16 protein-coding genes and 1 pseudogene are annotated in these 16925 nt (G+C 68.8%); 14 read left to right on the forward strand and 3 right to left on the reverse strand.

Annotated features, from left to right (window positions below; translation table 11 throughout):
- A pseudogene (locus tag QM693_RS06605) lies at positions 1-282 on the forward strand (proteasome ATPase); the annotation flags it as partial.
- A 65-nt stretch (positions 283-347) separates the two neighbouring features.
- Here the strand turns inward: QM693_RS06605 and QM693_RS06610 are convergent.
- Entirely contained in the window at positions 348-896 is a 549-nt protein-coding gene (locus tag QM693_RS06610; RefSeq protein ID WP_283335138.1) for an NUDIX domain-containing protein, read from the reverse strand.
- An 82-nt stretch (positions 897-978) separates the two neighbouring features.
- Here QM693_RS06610 and QM693_RS06615 point away from each other — a divergent pair, with 82 nt between their 5' ends.
- The 5 genes from QM693_RS06615 to prcA all read left to right on the forward strand — a co-directional run bounded on the left by QM693_RS06615 (position 979) and on the right by prcA (position 4952).
- The gene (locus QM693_RS06615; RefSeq protein ID WP_283351814.1) at positions 979-1356 is read left to right on the forward strand and encodes a nitroreductase family deazaflavin-dependent oxidoreductase; all 378 of its coding nucleotides are present in this window, start codon (positions 979-981) and stop codon (positions 1354-1356) included.
- A 74-nt stretch (positions 1357-1430) separates the two neighbouring features.
- Positions 1431-2930, forward strand: a complete 1500-nt coding sequence (gene dop / locus QM693_RS06620) for a depupylase/deamidase Dop (protein WP_007299057.1) — start codon at positions 1431-1433, stop codon at positions 2928-2930.
- A 170-nt stretch (positions 2931-3100) separates the two neighbouring features.
- Positions 3101-3295, forward strand: coding sequence for a ubiquitin-like protein Pup (locus QM693_RS06625; protein WP_007299058.1), 195 nt, complete (start codon positions 3101-3103; stop codon positions 3293-3295).
- The gene (prcB, locus tag QM693_RS06630) at positions 3292-4176 is read left to right on the forward strand and encodes a proteasome subunit beta (protein ID WP_283351815.1); all 885 of its coding nucleotides are present in this window, start codon (positions 3292-3294) and stop codon (positions 4174-4176) included. Before QM693_RS06625 ends, prcB begins: the two co-directional genes overlap by 4 nt.
- A complete protein-coding gene (prcA, locus tag QM693_RS06635) occupies positions 4173-4952 on the forward strand; it encodes a proteasome subunit alpha (protein WP_280780059.1) in 780 nt (259 codons plus the stop codon). Before prcB ends, prcA begins: the two co-directional genes overlap by 4 nt.
- Here the strand turns inward: prcA and QM693_RS06640 are convergent.
- Positions 4943-6409 carry a phosphatase PAP2 family protein gene (locus QM693_RS06640; RefSeq protein ID WP_283351816.1) on the reverse strand — a complete coding sequence of 489 codons (1467 nt, stop codon included), beginning with the start codon at positions 6407-6409 and terminating at the stop codon, positions 4943-4945. The genes prcA and QM693_RS06640 overlap by 10 nt on opposite strands.
- A gap of 73 nt (positions 6410-6482) precedes the next feature.
- On the opposite strand from QM693_RS06640, the gene pafA reads away from it, so the two are divergent.
- The 8 genes from pafA to QM693_RS06680 all read left to right on the forward strand — a co-directional run bounded on the left by pafA (position 6483) and on the right by QM693_RS06680 (position 15925).
- Positions 6483-7841 (forward strand): Pup--protein ligase, encoded by a 1359-nt coding sequence (gene pafA, locus QM693_RS06645; RefSeq protein ID WP_012687833.1) that lies wholly within the window; start codon positions 6483-6485, stop codon positions 7839-7841.
- 47 nt (positions 7842-7888) lie between these two features.
- Complete coding sequence (locus QM693_RS06650; RefSeq protein ID WP_283351817.1) at positions 7889-8881, forward strand: helix-turn-helix transcriptional regulator; 993 nt, start codon at positions 7889-7891, stop codon at positions 8879-8881.
- Positions 8878-9858, forward strand: coding sequence for a helix-turn-helix transcriptional regulator (locus QM693_RS06655; protein WP_280780062.1), 981 nt, complete (start codon positions 8878-8880; stop codon positions 9856-9858). Before QM693_RS06650 ends, QM693_RS06655 begins: the two co-directional genes overlap by 4 nt.
- Complete coding sequence (locus tag QM693_RS06660; RefSeq protein ID WP_283351818.1) at positions 9855-10919, forward strand: 2-dehydropantoate 2-reductase; 1065 nt, start codon at positions 9855-9857, stop codon at positions 10917-10919. Before QM693_RS06655 ends, QM693_RS06660 begins: the two co-directional genes overlap by 4 nt.
- Positions 10920-10991: 72 nt before the next feature.
- Positions 10992-11267 (forward strand): Sec-independent protein translocase subunit TatA, encoded by a 276-nt coding sequence (gene tatA / locus QM693_RS06665; RefSeq protein WP_005563470.1) that lies wholly within the window; start codon positions 10992-10994, stop codon positions 11265-11267.
- A gap of 71 nt (positions 11268-11338) precedes the next feature.
- Positions 11339-12379 carry a twin-arginine translocase subunit TatC gene (tatC, locus tag QM693_RS06670; protein ID WP_280780064.1) on the forward strand — a complete coding sequence of 347 codons (1041 nt, stop codon included), beginning with the start codon at positions 11339-11341 and terminating at the stop codon, positions 12377-12379.
- Positions 12380-12397: 18 nt separating this feature from the next.
- Positions 12398-15133, forward strand: a complete 2736-nt coding sequence (locus QM693_RS06675) for a DEAD/DEAH box helicase (protein WP_280780328.1) — start codon at positions 12398-12400, stop codon at positions 15131-15133.
- 102 nt (positions 15134-15235) lie between these two features.
- Positions 15236-15925: a DUF4333 domain-containing protein gene (locus QM693_RS06680; RefSeq protein WP_271212587.1), complete on the forward strand. Its 690-nt coding sequence runs from the start codon at positions 15236-15238 to the stop codon at positions 15923-15925.
- 7 nt (positions 15926-15932) lie between these two features.
- On the opposite strand, the gene QM693_RS06685 is transcribed toward QM693_RS06680, so the two are convergent.
- Positions 15933-16889 carry a 5'-3' exonuclease gene (locus tag QM693_RS06685; RefSeq protein ID WP_283351819.1) on the reverse strand — a complete coding sequence of 319 codons (957 nt, stop codon included), beginning with the start codon at positions 16887-16889 and terminating at the stop codon, positions 15933-15935.
- Between the last annotated feature and the right edge of the window lie 36 nt (positions 16890-16925).

The raw sequence follows: 16925 nt of genomic DNA on the forward strand, positions 1-16925 counted from the left end.
GCGATGATCCAGAACATCGTCGACCGCGCCAAGAAGTACGCGATCAAGTCGGTGCTCGACACCGGTGCCCCGGGTCTGCGGGTCCAGCACCTGTTCGACTCCATCGTCGACGAGTTCTCGGAGAACGAGGACCTGCCGAACACCACCAACCCCGACGACTGGGCCCGGATCTCGGGCAAGAAGGGTGAGCGGATCGTCTACATCCGCACGCTGGTCACCGGTAAGAACGCGAGCGCGAGCCGCGCCATCGACACCGAATCCAACACGGGCCAGTACCTGTAAGCCGTGCGGCACCACCTGCGCGGCGGGAACTCGAACACGGTTCCCGCCGCGCAGGCGGCTGTGTGTCAGCGGTCCCGTGTCACGAGGTAGTCCTCCAGGAGCGCCCGGGTGTCCGGCACGAACGGCCACTGCGGGTCGTGCAGATGCGTCACCAGTTCGTGGGGCGTCCACCACCAGCCCGACGCGATCTCGCTGGCCTGGTGGACGATCGGCCCGTCCCAGTGCGTCTCGTAGGCGTACAGGTGGCACCGCAGCCGCAAACCCTGCCAGTGCCCGTCCCACGCCACTTTCGCGATGGGGGTGAGGCCCACTCCGGTGATGCCCAGTTCCTCCGCCAGCTCCCGGCTCGCGGCCTCCTCCGGGGTCTCCCCGGGATCGACCACCCCGCCCGCCAGGCAGTCGTGATGTCCGGCGAACACCGTCTTCGTGTCCGAGCGTCGGTGCACGTAGAGGCGCTTTCCGTCGCCGGACCGGACGAGGACGCCGGCACTCGCGTGCCACAGCCCCTCGGCGTAGACGCGGGAACGCTCGGCGGACCCCACCGGTCGTCCAGCACTGTCGAACACCGCCACCACTTCGTCCGTGCCGGGTGGGGTGTTCGGTGCGGAATCCATGTGTCGATCCTGCCAGCACCCCGGCGGACGTCGGTACTGTCGAGGTCGGTTGCTCGTTCCGGTGCCGAAGGGGTGAGAGGTCATGGCGTTGCCGCGTTCGGTCGCCCGGTTCAACCGGGTCGTCACCAATCAGGTGAGCCGTCACGTCGCGACGATCCTGCCCGGGTTCGCCATGGTCGAGCACCGGGGCCGCAGGTCGGGCAAGGCGTATCGCACACCCGTCAACGTGTTCGTCGTAGACGGCCGCTACCGGTTCGCCCTGACGTACGGTGCGCAGAGCGATTGGGTGCGAAACGTGGTGGCGGCGGGCGGATGCACCATCGTGACGCGCCGCCGGACGGTGCACCTGACCGACCCGAGCGTCGTCACCGACAGCACCCACTCCTGGGCTCCCGCCGGGGTCCGCACGGTGCTCCGGGCGATCTCGGCGGACCAGTACCTGGAGTGCTCGCCGGACTAGTCGCCGGGCGCGGACGGCTCGCGCGGCAGGAGTGTGCCGCCGGGTGATGTGGGTGATCGCATAGGCTCGGCAGCATGCAGCGGATCATCGGTGTCGAAGTCGAGTACGGAATCTCCTCACCCAGCGAGCCTTCGGCCAATCCGATCTTGACGTCCACCCAGGCGGTGCTGGCCTACGCGGCGGCAGCGGGAGTGCCGCGCGCGAAGCGCACCCGATGGGATTACGAGGTGGAATCCCCGCTGCGCGATGCCCGCGGATTCGACCTGGGCCGGTTGAGCGGCCCGGCGCCGGTGATCGATGCCGACGAGGTCGGCGCAGCCAACATGATCCTCACCAACGGCGCCCGCCTCTACGTCGATCACGCGCACCCCGAGTACTCGGCCCCGGAGGTCACCGACCCCCTGGACGCCGTGATCTGGGACAAGGCGGGCGAACGGGTGATGGAGGCGGCCGCCCGGCACGCGTCGAGCGTTCCCGGCGCCCCGCGACTGCAGCTGTACAAGAACAACGTGGACGGCAAGGGCGCGTCGTACGGCACCCACGAGAACTACCTGATGTCCCGGGCCACGCCGTTCTCCGCGGTGATCAACGGGTTGACCCCGTTCTTCGCGTCCCGTCAGGTGATCTGCGGGTCGGGACGGGTGGGCATCGGCCAGTCCGGTGACGAGGCCGGTTTCCAGCTGTCCCAGCGAGCCGACTACATCGAGGTGGAGGTCGGGCTCGAGACGACACTCAAGCGCGGCATCATCAACACCCGCGACGAACCCCACGCGGACGCGGACAAGTACCGGCGTCTGCACGTCATCATCGGCGACGCGAACCTCGCCGAGATGTCCACGTACCTGAAGGTCGGGACGACGGCCCTGGTCCTCGATCTCATCGAGGCCGGTGTCGACCTCACCGACCTGCAGCTGGCCCGCCCGGTGACCGCCGTGCACCACATCAGCCACGACCCGACGCTGCGCGCCACCGTCGCGCTGGCCGACGGCCGGGAACTGACCGGGCTTGCCTTGCAGCGAATTTACCTGGACCGGGTCGACAAGTTCATGTCCGCCGAGGGCAACGACGACCCCCGGGTGGCCGATCTGCTGGAGAAGTGGGCGATGGTGCTCGACCTTCTCGAGCGGGACCCGATGGAGTGCGCTCACCTGCTGGACTGGCCGGCCAAGCTGCGGCTGCTCGAGGGTTTCCGGAACCGCGAGGGCCTCAACTGGTCCGCGCCGCGGCTACATCTGGTCGACCTGCAGTACTCGGACGTCCGCCTGGACAAGGGTCTGTACAACCGGCTGGTCGCCCGCGGGTCGATGGAACGGCTGGTCTCGGAGCAGGCGGTGCTCGACGCCGTCGACACCCCGCCCACCGACACCCGCGCCTACTTCCGAGGTGAGTGCCTGCGCAAGTTCGGCGCCGACATCGCGGCCGCGAGCTGGGATTCGGTGATCTTCGATCTCGGTGGCGACTCCCTGGTCCGTATCCCCACCCTCGAGCCGTTGCGGGGCAGCAAGGCGCACGTGGGGGAGTTGCTGGAGTCGGTGGAGACCGCGAAAGAACTCGTCGACGAGCTCACGAACTGACCCGTCGAGCGGTCGCGGACGGATCTGCGCCGGAACTCGCCGTCGCGTCGGCACACGTGCGGCGGCGGCGCTCGGTAGGGTGAAGGTCCGAGCGGATGATGTAGTCAGACTGCTTGGCAGGACAGGACGCTCGGAAGAAGAGCTCCCTTCACACAAGGAGGTCGGCTGCGATGGCACAAGAGCAGACCAAACGAACTGGTGGCGGCGACGAGGACGACACCCCGGGCGCTGACGGTGCCGCGGGTCAGGAACGTCGCGAAAAGCTGGCCGAGGACACCGACGACCTGCTCGACGAGATCGACGACGTGCTCGAGGAGAACGCCGAGGACTTCGTCCGGGCCTATGTCCAGAAGGGCGGCCAGTGACGGCGGATCGACCGGCATTGCGGACAGGCGACGGTGAGACGAGGCTCAGTTTCGGTTCGAATCTGAGCTCGTTCACCGAGTATCTGCGTGGTCACGCACCAGAATTGCTGCCGGAGAATCGGATCGGCCATCGTTCGTACTCGACACGGGGTGGTGACGGGATGGAGAGCGGTGATCTCGCACCGCACGGAACGACGATCGTGGCGCTCACCTACAAGGGTGGCGTCCTGCTCGCAGGCGACCGGCGCGCGACCCAGGGCAACCTGATCGCCAGCCGGGACGTCGAGAAGGTGTACGTCACCGACGAATACTCGGCGGCCGGTATCGCCGGCACCGCGGGGATCGCTATCGAGCTGGTTCGCCTGTTCGCCGTCGAACTCGAGCACTACGAGAAGATCGAGGGCGTTCAGCTGACCTTCGACGGCAAGGCCAACCGCCTGGCGTCGATGGTGCGGGGCAACCTCGGGGCGGCGATGCAGGGTCTCGCGGTCGTTCCGCTGCTCGTCGGCTACGACCTCGACGCGGACGACGAGGCCCACGCGGGCCGGATCGTCTCGTACGACGTCGTCGGCGGCCGGTACGAGGAACGCGCCGGATACCACGCGGTCGGTTCCGGGTCGTTGTTCGCGAAGTCGGCACTGAAGAAGATCTACTCGCCGGACAGCGACGAGGAGACCGCCCTGCGGGCGGCCATCGAATCGTTGTACGACGCGGCCGACGACGATTCGGCCACCGGTGGGCCCGACCTGACCCGTGGCATCTACCCGACCGCGGTCACGATCACCCAGGCCGGTGCCGTGCACGTGTCCGAGGAGACGACGTCCGAGTTGGCTCGGCGCATCGTCGCCGAGCGCACCGAAGAAGGGGGGTCTGCGCGATGACCATGCCGTATTACGCGTCCGCCGAGCAGATCATGCGGGACCGCTCGGAACTGGCGCGCAAGGGAATTGCCCGCGGACGCAGCGTCGTGGTGCTCACGTTCCGCGACGGCGTGCTGTTCGTCGCCGAGAATCCCTCCACCGCGCTGCACAAGGTCAGCGAACTGTACGACCGACTCGGTTTCGCGGCCGTCGGCAAGTACAACGAGTTCGAGAACCTGCGGCGCGCCGGGATCGTCCACGCCGACATGCGGGGCTACTCCTACGACCGCCGTGACGTGACGGGCCGATCGCTGGCCAACGCGTACGCGCAGACCCTGGGCACGATCTTCACCGAACAGCCCAAGCCGTACGAGGTGGAGATCTGCGTCGCGGAGGTCGGGCGCGTGGGCAGCCCGAAGGCTCCCCAGCTGTACCGCATCACCTACGACGGATCCATCGTCGACGAACAGCATTTCGTTGTGATGGGTGGCACGACCGAGCCGATCGCGACCGCCATGCGCGAGTCGTACCGTGCCGACCTCGATCTCGAGGCGGCGGTCGGTATCGCGGTCAACGCCCTGCGTCAGGGTGGTGCCGGGGAAGGCGAGAAGCGCAACGTCGACGTGGCCAGCCTCGAGGTGGCCGTGCTCGACCAGTCCCGTCCTCGCCGCGCGTTCCGGCGGATCACCGGACCCGCGCTCGAACAGCTGATCCCCGCAGCGCCCGCGGCCGCCCCGGAGCCGGCTTCGGAGTCGAAGCCGGACCCCGAGACGAAGCCGGCCGACCCTCAGGTCTGAGGCCGGTATACCGCGATCGCTTCGGGCACCGTCCGGAAGTCGAACCGCAGGGCGTCGGCGACCACTTCACCGTCGGTGGCCAGTGCGACCGGCGAGCCGTCCACGCGGACGGTGAGCCGGGGCACGAGGGATCGCACGTACACCCGGCTGCTTCCGAGTGTCCCGGTGGCGGCGGCGAACAGCAGCCGCGGCCGGGACGCTTTCCGGTCGGCCCGCACGTACCGGACGTCGAGCAGTCCGCCGGTGATGGCGGGACGCGACATCGGAACCTGATCGCCGGGGGAATACCGACCGTTCCCCACGAACAACATCCACACCTTCACGGGCCTGCCGTCGATGGTGACGGCGAGCGGTGTTGCCGCGGAGAGAATCCGGATCATCGCCACACATGCCGCGGGCCACTTCCCGTACCGCGGTTGCCACTTCTCCCGCAGTCGCACCGCGTCGGGATAGCCGCCGAGACTGGCGGTGTTGAGGAACGGCGCCGGCTCCGCGACATCGGTGTGGACGACGGCCTGATCGACGAGAACCGCATGCCCGGTCTCGACGGCGTTCACCGTGTCCGAGATGTCGGCGGCGCCGGCATCCCGCGCGAAGTGATTGAGCGTGCCGCCCGGGAACACCGCCAGCGGCAACGCGTGACGCGCTGCCGCGGACGCGACGGCGACCACGGTCCCGTCGCCACCGCACACCCCGAGGGCGCGCGGCTCCGTTTCGGCCACCCAGGCGTCGAGTTGTTCGGCGAAATCGCGGGCGGTGTCGAGTGCGCGCACGTCGGCCTTGGGGAGAGCGGTTGTGATCTCCTCACTCGGATCGACACTGTCCGGCCCGGACTCCGGGTTGACCACCACGAGCAGATCCTCGCCGCCCCGAAGTGCCGGTGCGTCGACGGCGGGGCCCAGCTCTGCCGGTTCCTCCGTGCGCACCGCCCACCAGCGGCGGGTGCCCGACGCGACGGCCCCGCCGAGTAGCAGTCCGGCGGCAACGTCGGTCGGCCAGTGCACGCCGTTGTGCACGCGGGAGTAGGCGACCGCGGCGGCGAGCGGGGCCACGACGGCAGCGGTCGCGGGCGATTCCAGGGCGACACCCGTGGTGAACGCCGCCGCCGACGCCGCATGTCCCGACGGGAACGACGAGGACCGGGGGATCGCCACCCCGCGCAGCACGTTCGTCCATACGCGGGCCGGGGGGCGCCGCCGGGGGAACAGCGGTTTGAGGATGCCGTTGGCCAGACCGCTCGCCATCATGAGGGACAGCAGTCCGCGCACACCACCGCGGCGGGCGCGCCCGCCGACCAGTCCCAGGACCGCCGCCACGAACCACCACAGGAGCCCCTTGTCGGCCGCGCGGCTGAGGAAGCGCATGGCCCGGTCTAGCCCGGAGGGACTCAGATTGGCGCTGCGGTCGAAGACGATCTCGTCGGCCCGATGGATTCGGCGTAAGTGTCGGTTCACCATCTCAGCGTATGCGCGGGGTGTCGCTGGACGGTTTTATCGCTCCGCCGGGTGATCCGCGTTGTACTGTCGAGGTGTGCAGCGACGAATCATGGGAATTGAGACAGAGTTCGGTGTGACCTGCACCTTCCATGGTCACAGGCGACTGAGCCCGGACGAGGTTGCGCGCTACCTGTTCCGGCGGGTGGTGTCGTGGGGCCGGAGCTCCAACGTGTTTCTCCGGAACGGTGCCCGCCTGTATCTGGACGTCGGCTCGCACCCCGAATACGCCACCGCCGAGTGCGACAACCTCATCCAGTTGGTCAACCACGACCGGGCGGGGGAGCGCGTTCTCGAGGAGCTGTTGATCGACGCCGAACAGCGGCTCGCCGAGGAAGGCATCGGCGGTGACATCTACCTGTTCAAGAACAACACCGATTCGGCGGGCAATTCGTACGGCTGCCACGAGAACTTCCTCGTGGCCCGGGCCGGCGAATTCTCCCGGATCTCGGACGTGCTGCTCCCGTTCCTGGTGACGCGGCAGCTGATCTGCGGCGCGGGCAAGGTCCTGCAGACGCCGAAGGCGGCGACGTTCTGCCTGTCGCAGCGCGCCGAGCACATCTGGGAAGGCGTGTCCTCGGCGACCACGCGGTCGCGGCCCATCATCAACACCCGTGACGAGCCGCACGCCGACGCGGAGAAGTACCGCCGCCTGCACGTGATCGTCGGCGACTCGAATATGTCGGAGTCCACCACCATGCTGAAGGTGGGCACGGCGGCGCTCGTGCTCGAGATGATCGAGGCCGGGGTGTCGTTCCGCGACTTCGCGCTCGACAACCCGATCCGCGCCATCCGCGAGGTCAGTCACGACGTCACCGGACGCCGCCCAGTGCGGCTCGCCGGCGGCAGGCAGGCCAGCGCCCTCGACATTCAGCGGGAGTACCACGCGCGCGCGGTGGAACACCTGCAGAACCGGGATCCCGATCCGCAGGTCACTCAGGTGGTCGACCTGTGGGGTCGCATGCTCGACGCCGTCGAGACGCAGGACTTCGCGAAGGTGGACACGGAGATCGACTGGGTGATCAAGCGCAAGCTGTTCCAGCGCTACCAGGACCGGCACGGCTTCGAGCTGGCCGACCCGAAGATCGCGCAGCTGGATCTGGCGTATCACGACATCAAACGCGGTCGCGGCGTGTTCGACGTGCTGCAGCGCAAGGGGCTGGTGAAGCGGATCACCGAGGACGAGACGATCGAGGCGGCGGTGGACACTCCGCCGCAGACCACCCGGGCGAAGCTGCGCGGCGAGTTCATCACCGCGGCGCAGGAGGCCGGACGCGACTTCACGGTCGACTGGGTGCACCTCAAGCTCAACGATCAGGCCCAGCGGACCGTGCTGTGCAAGGACCCGTTCCGGTCGGTCGACGAGCGGGTGGAGCGCCTGATTGCCTCGATGTAGCGGCGCTGTGGGAGTCCGTAACGGGCTCACCCACTAGGCTTCCGGGCGTGCCGACTTCCAAGATCGAGCGGTTGATGAACCTGGTGATCTGTTTGTTGTCCACCAGGCAGTTCCTCACCGCCGAGAAGATTCGCGAGAGCGTTGCCGGGTACGCCGACTCCGCCAGCGACGAGGCGTTCAGCCGCATGTTCGAACGCGACAAGAACGAACTCCGAGATCTCGGTGTCCCGCTCGAGACCGGGCAGGCGTCGCGCTTCTCGACGGTCGAGGGCTACCGCATCAACCGCAATGCGTATGAGCTCCCCGACATCGAACTCAGTCAGGAGGAGTCCGCGGCGGTCGCGGTGGCGGTCCAGCTGTGGGAGTCGCCGGAGTTGACGTCCGCGGCCCAGGGGGCACTGCTCAAGCTGCGCGCGGCGGGTGTGCAGGTGGATCCGGATTCGGCGGCCACCCCGATCACGGCGGTGCCCGCCCGCACCCGCGGCTCCGAACCGGCGCTCGGCAAGCTGCTGGCGGCGGTCGACGCCGGCCGCGCCGTGCACTTCCCGCACCGCGGCGCCCTCAACGAACCGTACACCGAGCGCACCGTCGAACCCTGGGGCGTCGTCACCGCGCACGGCCGGTGGTACCTCGTCGGTCACGACGTCGACCGGGGGGCCGTCCGGACGTTCCGGCTGTCGCGGATCGGCGACGACGTGACGGAGTTCGGACCGTCCGGGGTCGTCCACAAACCGGCGGGCGTCGACCTCCGGGAGATCGTCGACCGGGTTACCGGTTCGGGGGAGGTCACCGGGACCGCCACCGTATGGGTGGCCGAGGGCCGGGCCCAGGAACTGCGCCGACTGGCGACCACGGCGGGGGAGAAGCGGGTGAACGAGCGCGCCGGCACCGTGCTCGGGATTCCGGTCCGCTCCCGGGACTGGATTGCGCGGCTGGTCGCGGGCCACGGGGCGGACGCCCTGGTCCTCGATCCGCCCGAACTACGCCACGATGTGCTGACCAAGCTGAAGGACGCCGCAGGGGAAGGGGGGACGTCGTGAGCAACAGGCTGTCGTCGAGATTGTCCCGGCTCCTCAACCTGGTGCCGTACTTCATCGCGAACCCCGGGATGAGCGCGGCCGAGGCCGCCGCCGAACTGGGCGTCACCACCACACAGCTGATGTCCGACCTCAACCAGTTGTGGGTGTGCGGCCTGCCCGGCTACGGTCCCGGCGACCTCATCGACCTCTCGTTCTCCGAGGAGAGCATCGAGGTGACGTTCTCGGCGGGCATCGACCGACCGCTGCGGTTGACGTCCACCGAAGCCACGGCCCTGCTGATTGCCCTGCGTTCGCTGGTGGAGATGCCGGGCATGGTCGATCCGTCCGCGGCGCACAGCGCGATCGCGAAGATCGAGGACGCCGCGGGCACCGCGGCAGCCCGCGCGGCGGTGACGCCGGCGTCGGAGCGGGAGGCGGTGGAAGATGTGGCGGAAGATCCCATCGCCGCCACGGTGCGGTCCGCGCTCCATCAACGGCACGCACTCCACCTGACGTACTACTCGGCGTCCCGGGACCGCGTCACCGAGCGCACCGTGGATCCGGTGCGGGTCGTGCTGGTCGACAACCAGAGTTACCTGCAGGCGTGGTGCCGGCAGGCCGAGGGCGTCCGGCTGTTCCGGCTCGACCGGATCGACGCCGCCACCGAGCTGGACGAGCCGTCCACACCGCCGGCGCAGGCACTCGTGCGGGATTCCAACCTGGAATTGTTCAGCGGCGACGCGTCCCTTCCCCAGGCACGGTTGAACATCGGCGCCGACTGCGTGTGGGTGCTCGACTACTACCCGATGGATGTCCGGACGGTCGCCGCCGACGGCTCGGTGGAGGCGAGCATGAGTTACGGGGCGCTCGAGTGGATGGCCCGGCTCGTGCTGGGGTTCGGGTCCGGAATCAGAGTGCTCGAACCGGCCGAACTGGTCGACGAGGTGCGCCGCCGGGCTGTGGAGGCGCTGTCCGCCTACGACGCCGTCGAGGCATGAGCGGCGACGGGCGTCCGCTGCGGATCAGCGTCTTCGGTGCGGGCAGCATCGGCTGCTATGTCGGGGGCCGGCTCGCCGCGGCCGGTGCCGAGGTGACCCTGATCGGCCGGGAGCGTGTCGGGGCGGAGATCCGCGAACACGGGTTGCGGCTGACGGACCTGCACGGAGCGGACATCCGGGTCGGTGCCTCCGGCATCGCCTTCGCCACCGGCCCGGAGTCGGTGGCCACCGCCGATCTCGTCGTCGTGTCGGTGAAGTCGGCGGGGACACCGGAGGTGGGTGCCGCGCTGGCGTCGGCGATAGGTTCCGACACGGTCGTAGTCAGTGCGCAGAACGGGCTGGGCAATGCGGACACCCTCCGCGCGGCCGTGCCGGAGCAGGTGGTTCTCGCGGCGATGGTGCCGTTCAACGTGGTGCACCGCGGTGACGGGCATTTCCACCAGGGCTCCGAGGGTAACCTCGAGATCGAGCAGCATCCGGCGGTGCGTGCATTCGCGCCGGTCTTCGGCGACGCAGGGCTGCCGCTGCATGCACGTGACGACTTCCGCGCGGTGCAGTGGGCGAAGCTGCTGCTCAACCTGAACAACGCGGTCAACGCCCTGTCCGGCCTGCCGCTCCGCGAGGAGTTGTCGCAGCGGTCGTTCCGGCGTGCGGTCGCGCTGGCGCAGCGGGAAGCGCTGACTCTCCTGACCGCCCGTGGCATCGCTGTCGCCAAGCTCACACCGCTGCCGCCGCAGTGGATTCCCCGGTTGCTGACCGTCCCGGACGGGGTGTTCCAGGTGGCGGGCAGCCGGATGCTGGCCATCGACCCGCACGCGCGATCCTCGATGTGGGACGACCTCGAAGCGGGCCGGCGCACCGAAGTGGACTGGATCAGCGGGGAGATCGTGCGCCTGGCCGCGTCGTCGGGGACGGTCGCACCGGTGAACGCGAGGCTGGTCGAACTGATCCGCGAGGCCGAGGCGGGCGGGAACCGGCACTGGTCCGGGGACGCGCTGCTCGCCGAGCTGCGCTCACAGCGGGCACCCGGGAAACCGACAGGTAAACGGCAGCGCAACTAGCCGGTTTCGACCGAACCGGTGCCGTGTATGTCCGGTAGCATCGGGGTCACCTGATCTTTTGGAGGTTTCATCATGGGAGCCATGAGCCCCTGGCACTGGGCCATCGTCGCGCTGGTCGTCATCATCCTGTTCGGTTCCAAGAAGCTGCCCGACGCGGCTCGTGGACTCGGCCGTTCGCTCCGCATCTTCAAGAGCGAGGTCAAGGAGATGCAGAACGACAACAGCACGCCGGCGCCCACCGCGCAGCAGAGCGCGCCCGCCGAGCTGCCCGTGGCGGACACCACCACCGCACCGGTCACCCCTCCGGCGCCGGTGCAGCCGCAGCACACCGAGCCCAAGTCGGCGTAACCCGAGCCGCCTGACAACCGGGGTGATTCTTCACCCCGGTTGCCTGCTGACCAAGACTAGGGCGAACAACAGTGCGAATTCCGTTCGATCCGCGCCACAGCAAGCGGAGGACCAATCCCGACGGCACCATGTCGTTGGTCGATCACCTCTACGAGCTGCGCACGCGGTTGCTCCTGTCCGTGCTGGCCATCGTGGTCACCACCGCGGTGGGCTTCTTCTGGTACTCCCACCAGATTCTCGGGATCGAGAGTCTCGGTGAGCTTCTGCGTGGGCCGTACTGTTCGCTGCCTGCGTCGAGTCGCGCCGACCTGAGCAACGACGGGTCGTGCCGTCTCCTCGCGACCGGACCGTTCGAGCAGTTCATGCTCCGTTTCAAGGTCGCGCTGACCGCGGGCATCGTCCTGGCCTGCCCCATCTGGCTGTACCAGCTGTGGGCGTTCATCACGCCCGGCCTCTACTCGAAGGAGCGCCGTTACGCGATCGGCTTCGTGGTGTCCGGTGCCGCGCTGTTCATGGCCGGAGCGGTCCTCGCCTACGTGGTCGTCGCGAAGGCGCTGCATTTCCTGCTGACGATCGGCGACAACGTCCAGATCACCGCACTCGGTGGCGCGGAATACTTCGGGTTCATCATCAACCTGCTGATCATCTTCGGAGTCAGCTTCGAGATCCCGCTGCTCATCGTCGCGCTGAACTTCGTCGGCATCCTGCCCTACGCGAAGCTCAAGGCGTGGCGCCGCGGCCTGATCTTCGCTCTGTTCGTGTTCGCCGCGATCGCCACCCCCGGGCAGGACCCGTTCTCGATGCTCGCGCTCGCGTTCGCGTTGACCGTGCTGTTCGAGGTCGCCGTGCAGATCGCCCGCATCAACGACCGCCGCAAGGCCCGTCGCACGGAACAGGAGTGGGGTGCCCTCGACGACGACGAGGCGTCGACCATCGCCGCGCCGTCGGACCTGAACGAGGCGTTCGACGTCGCCGCCACACCGGTCCCCGAGCCGGCGGGCCGGTTCCGGCGGTCACGCAAGTCCGGCAAGTCCGGCGGCGCGAACAAGAACGACGACGCGAGCACGACCGGCAGCAACACACCGGGTCAGGACTTCTCCGACACCCTGTGACAATCTGACGGGGTGGCAGTGACAACAGGTGACACGACCGGCGGCACCGAACTCGACGTGTTCTCGGCGCAGCTCGGCTTCGTGCTCGACCCCTTCCAGATCAACGCCTGCCGCGCGCTCGAGGGCGGCCACGGCGTCCTCGTCTGCGCCCCGACCGGCGCGGGCAAGACCGTGGTCGGCGAATTCGCCGTGCATCTGGCGCTCACGTCCGGTCGCAAGTGCTTTTACACCACACCGATCAAGGCGCTGAGCAATCAGAAGTACGCGGAGCTGGTGCGGCGGTACGGCAAGGACACCGTCGGGCTGCTGACCGGCGATTCGAGCATCAACTCGGACGCCCCGGTGGTCGTCATGACCACCGAGGTGCTGCGGAACATGCTGTACGCCGACTCCCCGGCGCTGCGCGGGTTGTCCCACGTCGTCATGGACGAGGTGCACTTCCTGGCGGACCGGTTCCGTGGGGCCGTGTGGGAAGAGGTGATCCTGCACCTGTCCGAGGACGTCCGACTCGTCAGCCTGTCGGCGACCGTCAGCAACGCCGAGGAGTTCGGCGCGTGGATGGAAACGGTGCGCGGCGACACGACCGTGGTGGTCGACGAGAACCGCCCGATCCCGCTGTGGCAGCACATCATGGTCGGGAAGCGACTGTTCGACCTCTTCGACACGAGGGCGCGCAGTGGGGACGCGCTCAAGGATCTGGTGGTCGACCAGGATCTGGTCCGTCACGTCAAACAGCGACAGGCTCTCGAGCGCGCCGACTCGTGGGAGTCGCGTGGCAGGGGACGCCGCGGCGGCGGGCGCGGATTCTCCAGCGATTTCCGGCCGCTGCCCCGACCGGAAGTGATCTCCCGCCTCGACGACGAGGGACTCCTCCCGGCGATCACGTTCATCTTCAGCCGCGCCGGGTGCGACGCCGCGCTGGCGCAGTGCCTGCGGTCCCGCCTCGATCTGACGACGCCGGAGCAGGTCGCCGAGATCCGGACCATCATCGACGCCCACACCGCCGAACTACCGAAGGCCGATCTGGAGGTCCTCGGGTACTGGGAATGGCGCAAGGCGCTCGAGCGGGGCCTCGCCGCGCACCACGCGGGGATGCTGCCCGCGTTCCGGCAGACGGTCGAGGAGTTGTTCGTCAAGGGACTGGTCCGGGCCGTGTTCGCCACCGAGACGCTGGCGCTCGGCATCAACATGCCCGCCCGCACGGTCGTCCTCGAACGCCTCGTCAAGTACAACGGCGAGGCCCACGCCGAACTCACCCCGGGGGAGTACACGCAGCTCACCGGCCGGGCGGGACGTCGTGGCATCGACATCGAGGGTCACGCGGTGGTCCTGTGGCAACCCGGGGTGGAACCCGTGGACGTCGCCGGGCTCGCCTCCACGCGCACGTTCCCGCTGCGCAGCTCGTTCCGTCCCGGCTACAACATGACCATCAACCTGGTCGATCGCATGGGAGCCGCGGAATCACGGGCCCTGCTCGAGCGGTCGTTCGCCCAGTTCCAGGCCGACCGGTCGGTGGTCGGCCTGACGCGGGGCATCGAACGCAACGAGGCCGCGCTCACCACGCTCCGCGAACGGCTGGGCGGCGAGGACGGCGAGTACTTCGAGTACGCGCGCCTGCGGGAGGAACTGAGCAGCCGGGAACGGTCACTCGAACGGGCAGGTCGAACCGAACGCCGGGACGCCGCCGTCGCCTCGCTCGTCGCACTGCGGCGCGGCGACGTGATCGCGATCCCGGTGGGACGGCACTCGGGTCTGGCCGTGGTGCTGGAACCGGACCGGGACCCCACGGATCCGAAGCCGCTGATCCTCACCGAGGCGAAGTGGGCGGGCCGGGTGTCGGCCGGCGACTTCCCGGAGCCCGCACGGTCTTTGGGATCGATGCGGTTGCCGCGGCGCTTCGATCACCACACCGCCCGGGTGCGACGCGATCTGGCATCGGCGTTGCGCAGCACCGGAATCGTCGCGCCGGGACGCCGGAAGCGGAAGAAGTCGGGTGCTGCCACCGACGACGCCGAGATCGCACGGCTGCGGCGCGCCATCCGGCAGCACCCGTGCCACAGTTGGCCCGACCGCGAGCAGCTGAGCCGGATCGGTGAACGCTACAACCGGCTGGCCCGCGAGACCGAGACGATGCGGCAGAAGGTGGCTGCCACGACGAACTCGTTGGCGCGCACGTTCGATCGCATCCTGTCGCTGCTCGCCGAACGCGACTACATCTCGCCGGGCGAACACCCCGACGCCACCGAACACGGCACACGGCTGAGTCGAATCTATTGCGAGAGCGACCTCTTGGTGGCCGAGTGCCTCCGGCAGGGTGTGTGGAAGGGTCTCGGGCCCGCGGAACTCGCCGCCGTCGTGTCCGCCGTGATCTTCGAATCGCGCCGTGAAGGGGACACCGTCGAAGGCGGCGGTCCGGGAGCACTACGGCACGCCCTCGACGAGACCGTGCGGGTGTGGCGGGAACTTCGGGCGGACGAGATCCGGCACAAACTGCCGCCCACCCGTGAGCCGGACCTCGGCTTCGCTGCCGCGATCTTCCACTGGGCGAGCGACAATTCGCTCGTCGAGGCGCTGATCGCGGCAGGAGATCAGGGGCGTGCGCTGTCTGCCGGCGACTTCGTGCGGTGGTGCAGGCAGGTGATCGACCTGCTCGAACAGGTCCGGTCGACGTCCCCCGATCCGCAGGTCGGCAAGGCCGCAGGTCGGGCGGTCGCGGCGATCCGCCGCGGTGTCGTCGCCGTGGATGCTGCGTGACCCGACGCCGTGTGGTTGGATTCGCACGCCGTCCGAAGGCCCGAATCCGATGGCGGGGCGTTACGGTAGGTACAAAACTTGACACGTGAGCGGGAGGCGACGATGAGCGGCCCTTACGGACCGAACGACCCGAACGGGCAATGGGCCCAGGGACAGCAACCGGGCCAGGGTAACCCTGACCAGGCCGGCGGCCAGTACGGGGCGCCGCAGTACGGTCAGCAGCCGCCCGCTCAGCCGTGGGGACAGCCGGCGCCGGGTCAGCCTCAGCAGCCCGGGCAGCCGCAGTGGGGTCAGCACCCCCAGCAGCCCGGACAACCGCAGTGGGGTCAGCAGCCGCAACCCGGTCAGCTCGGGCAGCCGGGTCCGGGACAGTGGGGTCAGCAACCCGGGCAGCCGCAGTGGGGTCAGCAACCGGGTCAGCCGCAGCAGTGGGGCCCGACTCCCGGCCAGCAGCAGTGGGGGCAGCCGCCGTCGTCGGGGAAGTCGAAGCTGCCGTTGATCATCGGCGGTGTGGTGGCTCTGCTGGTCATTGTGGGTATCGCCCTGGTGCTCGCGTTCACGGTGTTCGGCACGGACACACTCGATCAGAAGGCGGCCGAGGACGGTGTCGAGCGCATCGTCACCGATTCGTACGGCGCCGAAAACGTGTCCGGTGTCACGTGCCCCGCGGATCAGGAAGTGAAGAAGGGCAACAGCTTCACGTGCAGTCTCACCGTGGACGGTGAGAAGAAGCAGGTCACTCTCACCTTCACCGACGACAAGGGCACGTACGAAGTGAGCCGCCCCAGCTAGATGGCCGTCACGGAACCCGTACGGCGGCCACCTTTTTCATCGCCGCCGTGAGGCGGCCGACGGAATTCTCGATTCCGAGTTCCTCCGCCAGCCTGCCGAGCCGGTCCGCGTCGACCGGTTCGGCAGGCAGCGTGTCTTCGCGGGACAGCTCGACATCGGCGTCCCGCACCACCCGCACCACCGGCAGTGCCGCGTCGAGATAGTCGGCTGCGGCGGCGAATTTCGCGCGCGCACCCTTCGCCATGTCGGATTCGGGGTCGACTGCGGCGGCCCGCAGGGCGGCGAGCGATCCGTATTGCATGATCAGGCTCGACGCGGTCTTCTCGCCGATTCCCTTCACACCAGGCAGCCCGTCGGACGAGTCGCCGCGCAGCAGGGCGAGTTCGGCGTAGGCCTCACCGGCCCGGTCGGCGGGTACCCCGTACTTGGCTGCGACCTCTTCCGGCCCGAGCAGTTCGGCCTTGGCGAGGCCGCGCACCACGTACAGCACCCGCACCGGCACCGGGGCGTCCGTGACGACCTGCAGGAGGTCGCGGTCGCCGGTGACGACGATGGTGGTGTCGCGGGTCTCGATGGCGGCCAGGGTGCCGAGCACGTCGTCGGCTTCGAGCCCTTCGGCGCCGGCGGTCGCGATTCCGGTGGCGGCCAGGACATCCAGGATCATCGGGACCTGCGGCGACAGGGTGTCGGGAACCTCTTCCTCCGCCCCGCCGGTGTCCTCGGCGACCCGGTGCGCCTTGTAGGTGGGCACCGCCTCGACGCGGAACGCGGGCCGCCAGTCGAGGTCGAGGCACACCGCGAGCCGGGACGGCTGGTGCTTGGTGATCAGTGCGGCCACCATGTCGGTGAACCCGCGCACCGCGTTGACGGATCGACCGTCGGGGGAGGTGATCGAGTCGGGTAGCGCGTAGTACGCGCGAAACCACAGGCTGGCACCGTCGAGGAGAAGCAGAGGCCCTGTCATGACCCTCATCCTGCCAAACCGGTTTAGCCTGAAGCC

Origin of the sequence: Rhodococcus sp. IEGM 1305, from assembly GCF_030058635.1 — a bacterium.
Lineage (GTDB): Bacteria > Actinomycetota > Actinomycetes > Mycobacteriales > Mycobacteriaceae > Rhodococcus_F > Rhodococcus_F opacus_D.

Excerpts from the sequence above, each read along its gene's own strand:
- QM693_RS06640 (WP_283351816.1), bottom strand. The coding sequence starts at position 6,409 with ATGGTGAACCGACACTTACGCCGAATCCATCGGGCCGACGAGATCGTC.
- tatA (WP_005563470.1), top strand. The coding sequence starts at position 10,992 with ATGGGAGCCATGAGCCCCTGGCACTGGGCCATCGTCGCGCTGGTCGTC.
- QM693_RS06615 (WP_283351814.1), top strand. The coding sequence starts at position 979 with ATGGCGTTGCCGCGTTCGGTCGCCCGGTTCAACCGGGTCGTCACCAAT.
- QM693_RS06610 (WP_283335138.1), bottom strand. The coding sequence starts at position 896 with ATGGATTCCGCACCGAACACCCCACCCGGCACGGACGAAGTGGTGGCG.
- dop (WP_007299057.1), top strand. The coding sequence starts at position 1,431 with ATGCAGCGGATCATCGGTGTCGAAGTCGAGTACGGAATCTCCTCACCC.
- QM693_RS06685 (WP_283351819.1), bottom strand. The coding sequence starts at position 16,889 with ATGACAGGGCCTCTGCTTCTCCTCGACGGTGCCAGCCTGTGGTTTCGC.
- QM693_RS06660 (WP_283351818.1), top strand. The coding sequence starts at position 9,855 with ATGAGCGGCGACGGGCGTCCGCTGCGGATCAGCGTCTTCGGTGCGGGC.
- QM693_RS06680 (WP_271212587.1), top strand. The coding sequence starts at position 15,236 with ATGAGCGGCCCTTACGGACCGAACGACCCGAACGGGCAATGGGCCCAG.
- prcA (WP_280780059.1), top strand. The coding sequence starts at position 4,173 with ATGACCATGCCGTATTACGCGTCCGCCGAGCAGATCATGCGGGACCGC.
- QM693_RS06625 (WP_007299058.1), top strand. The coding sequence starts at position 3,101 with ATGGCACAAGAGCAGACCAAACGAACTGGTGGCGGCGACGAGGACGAC.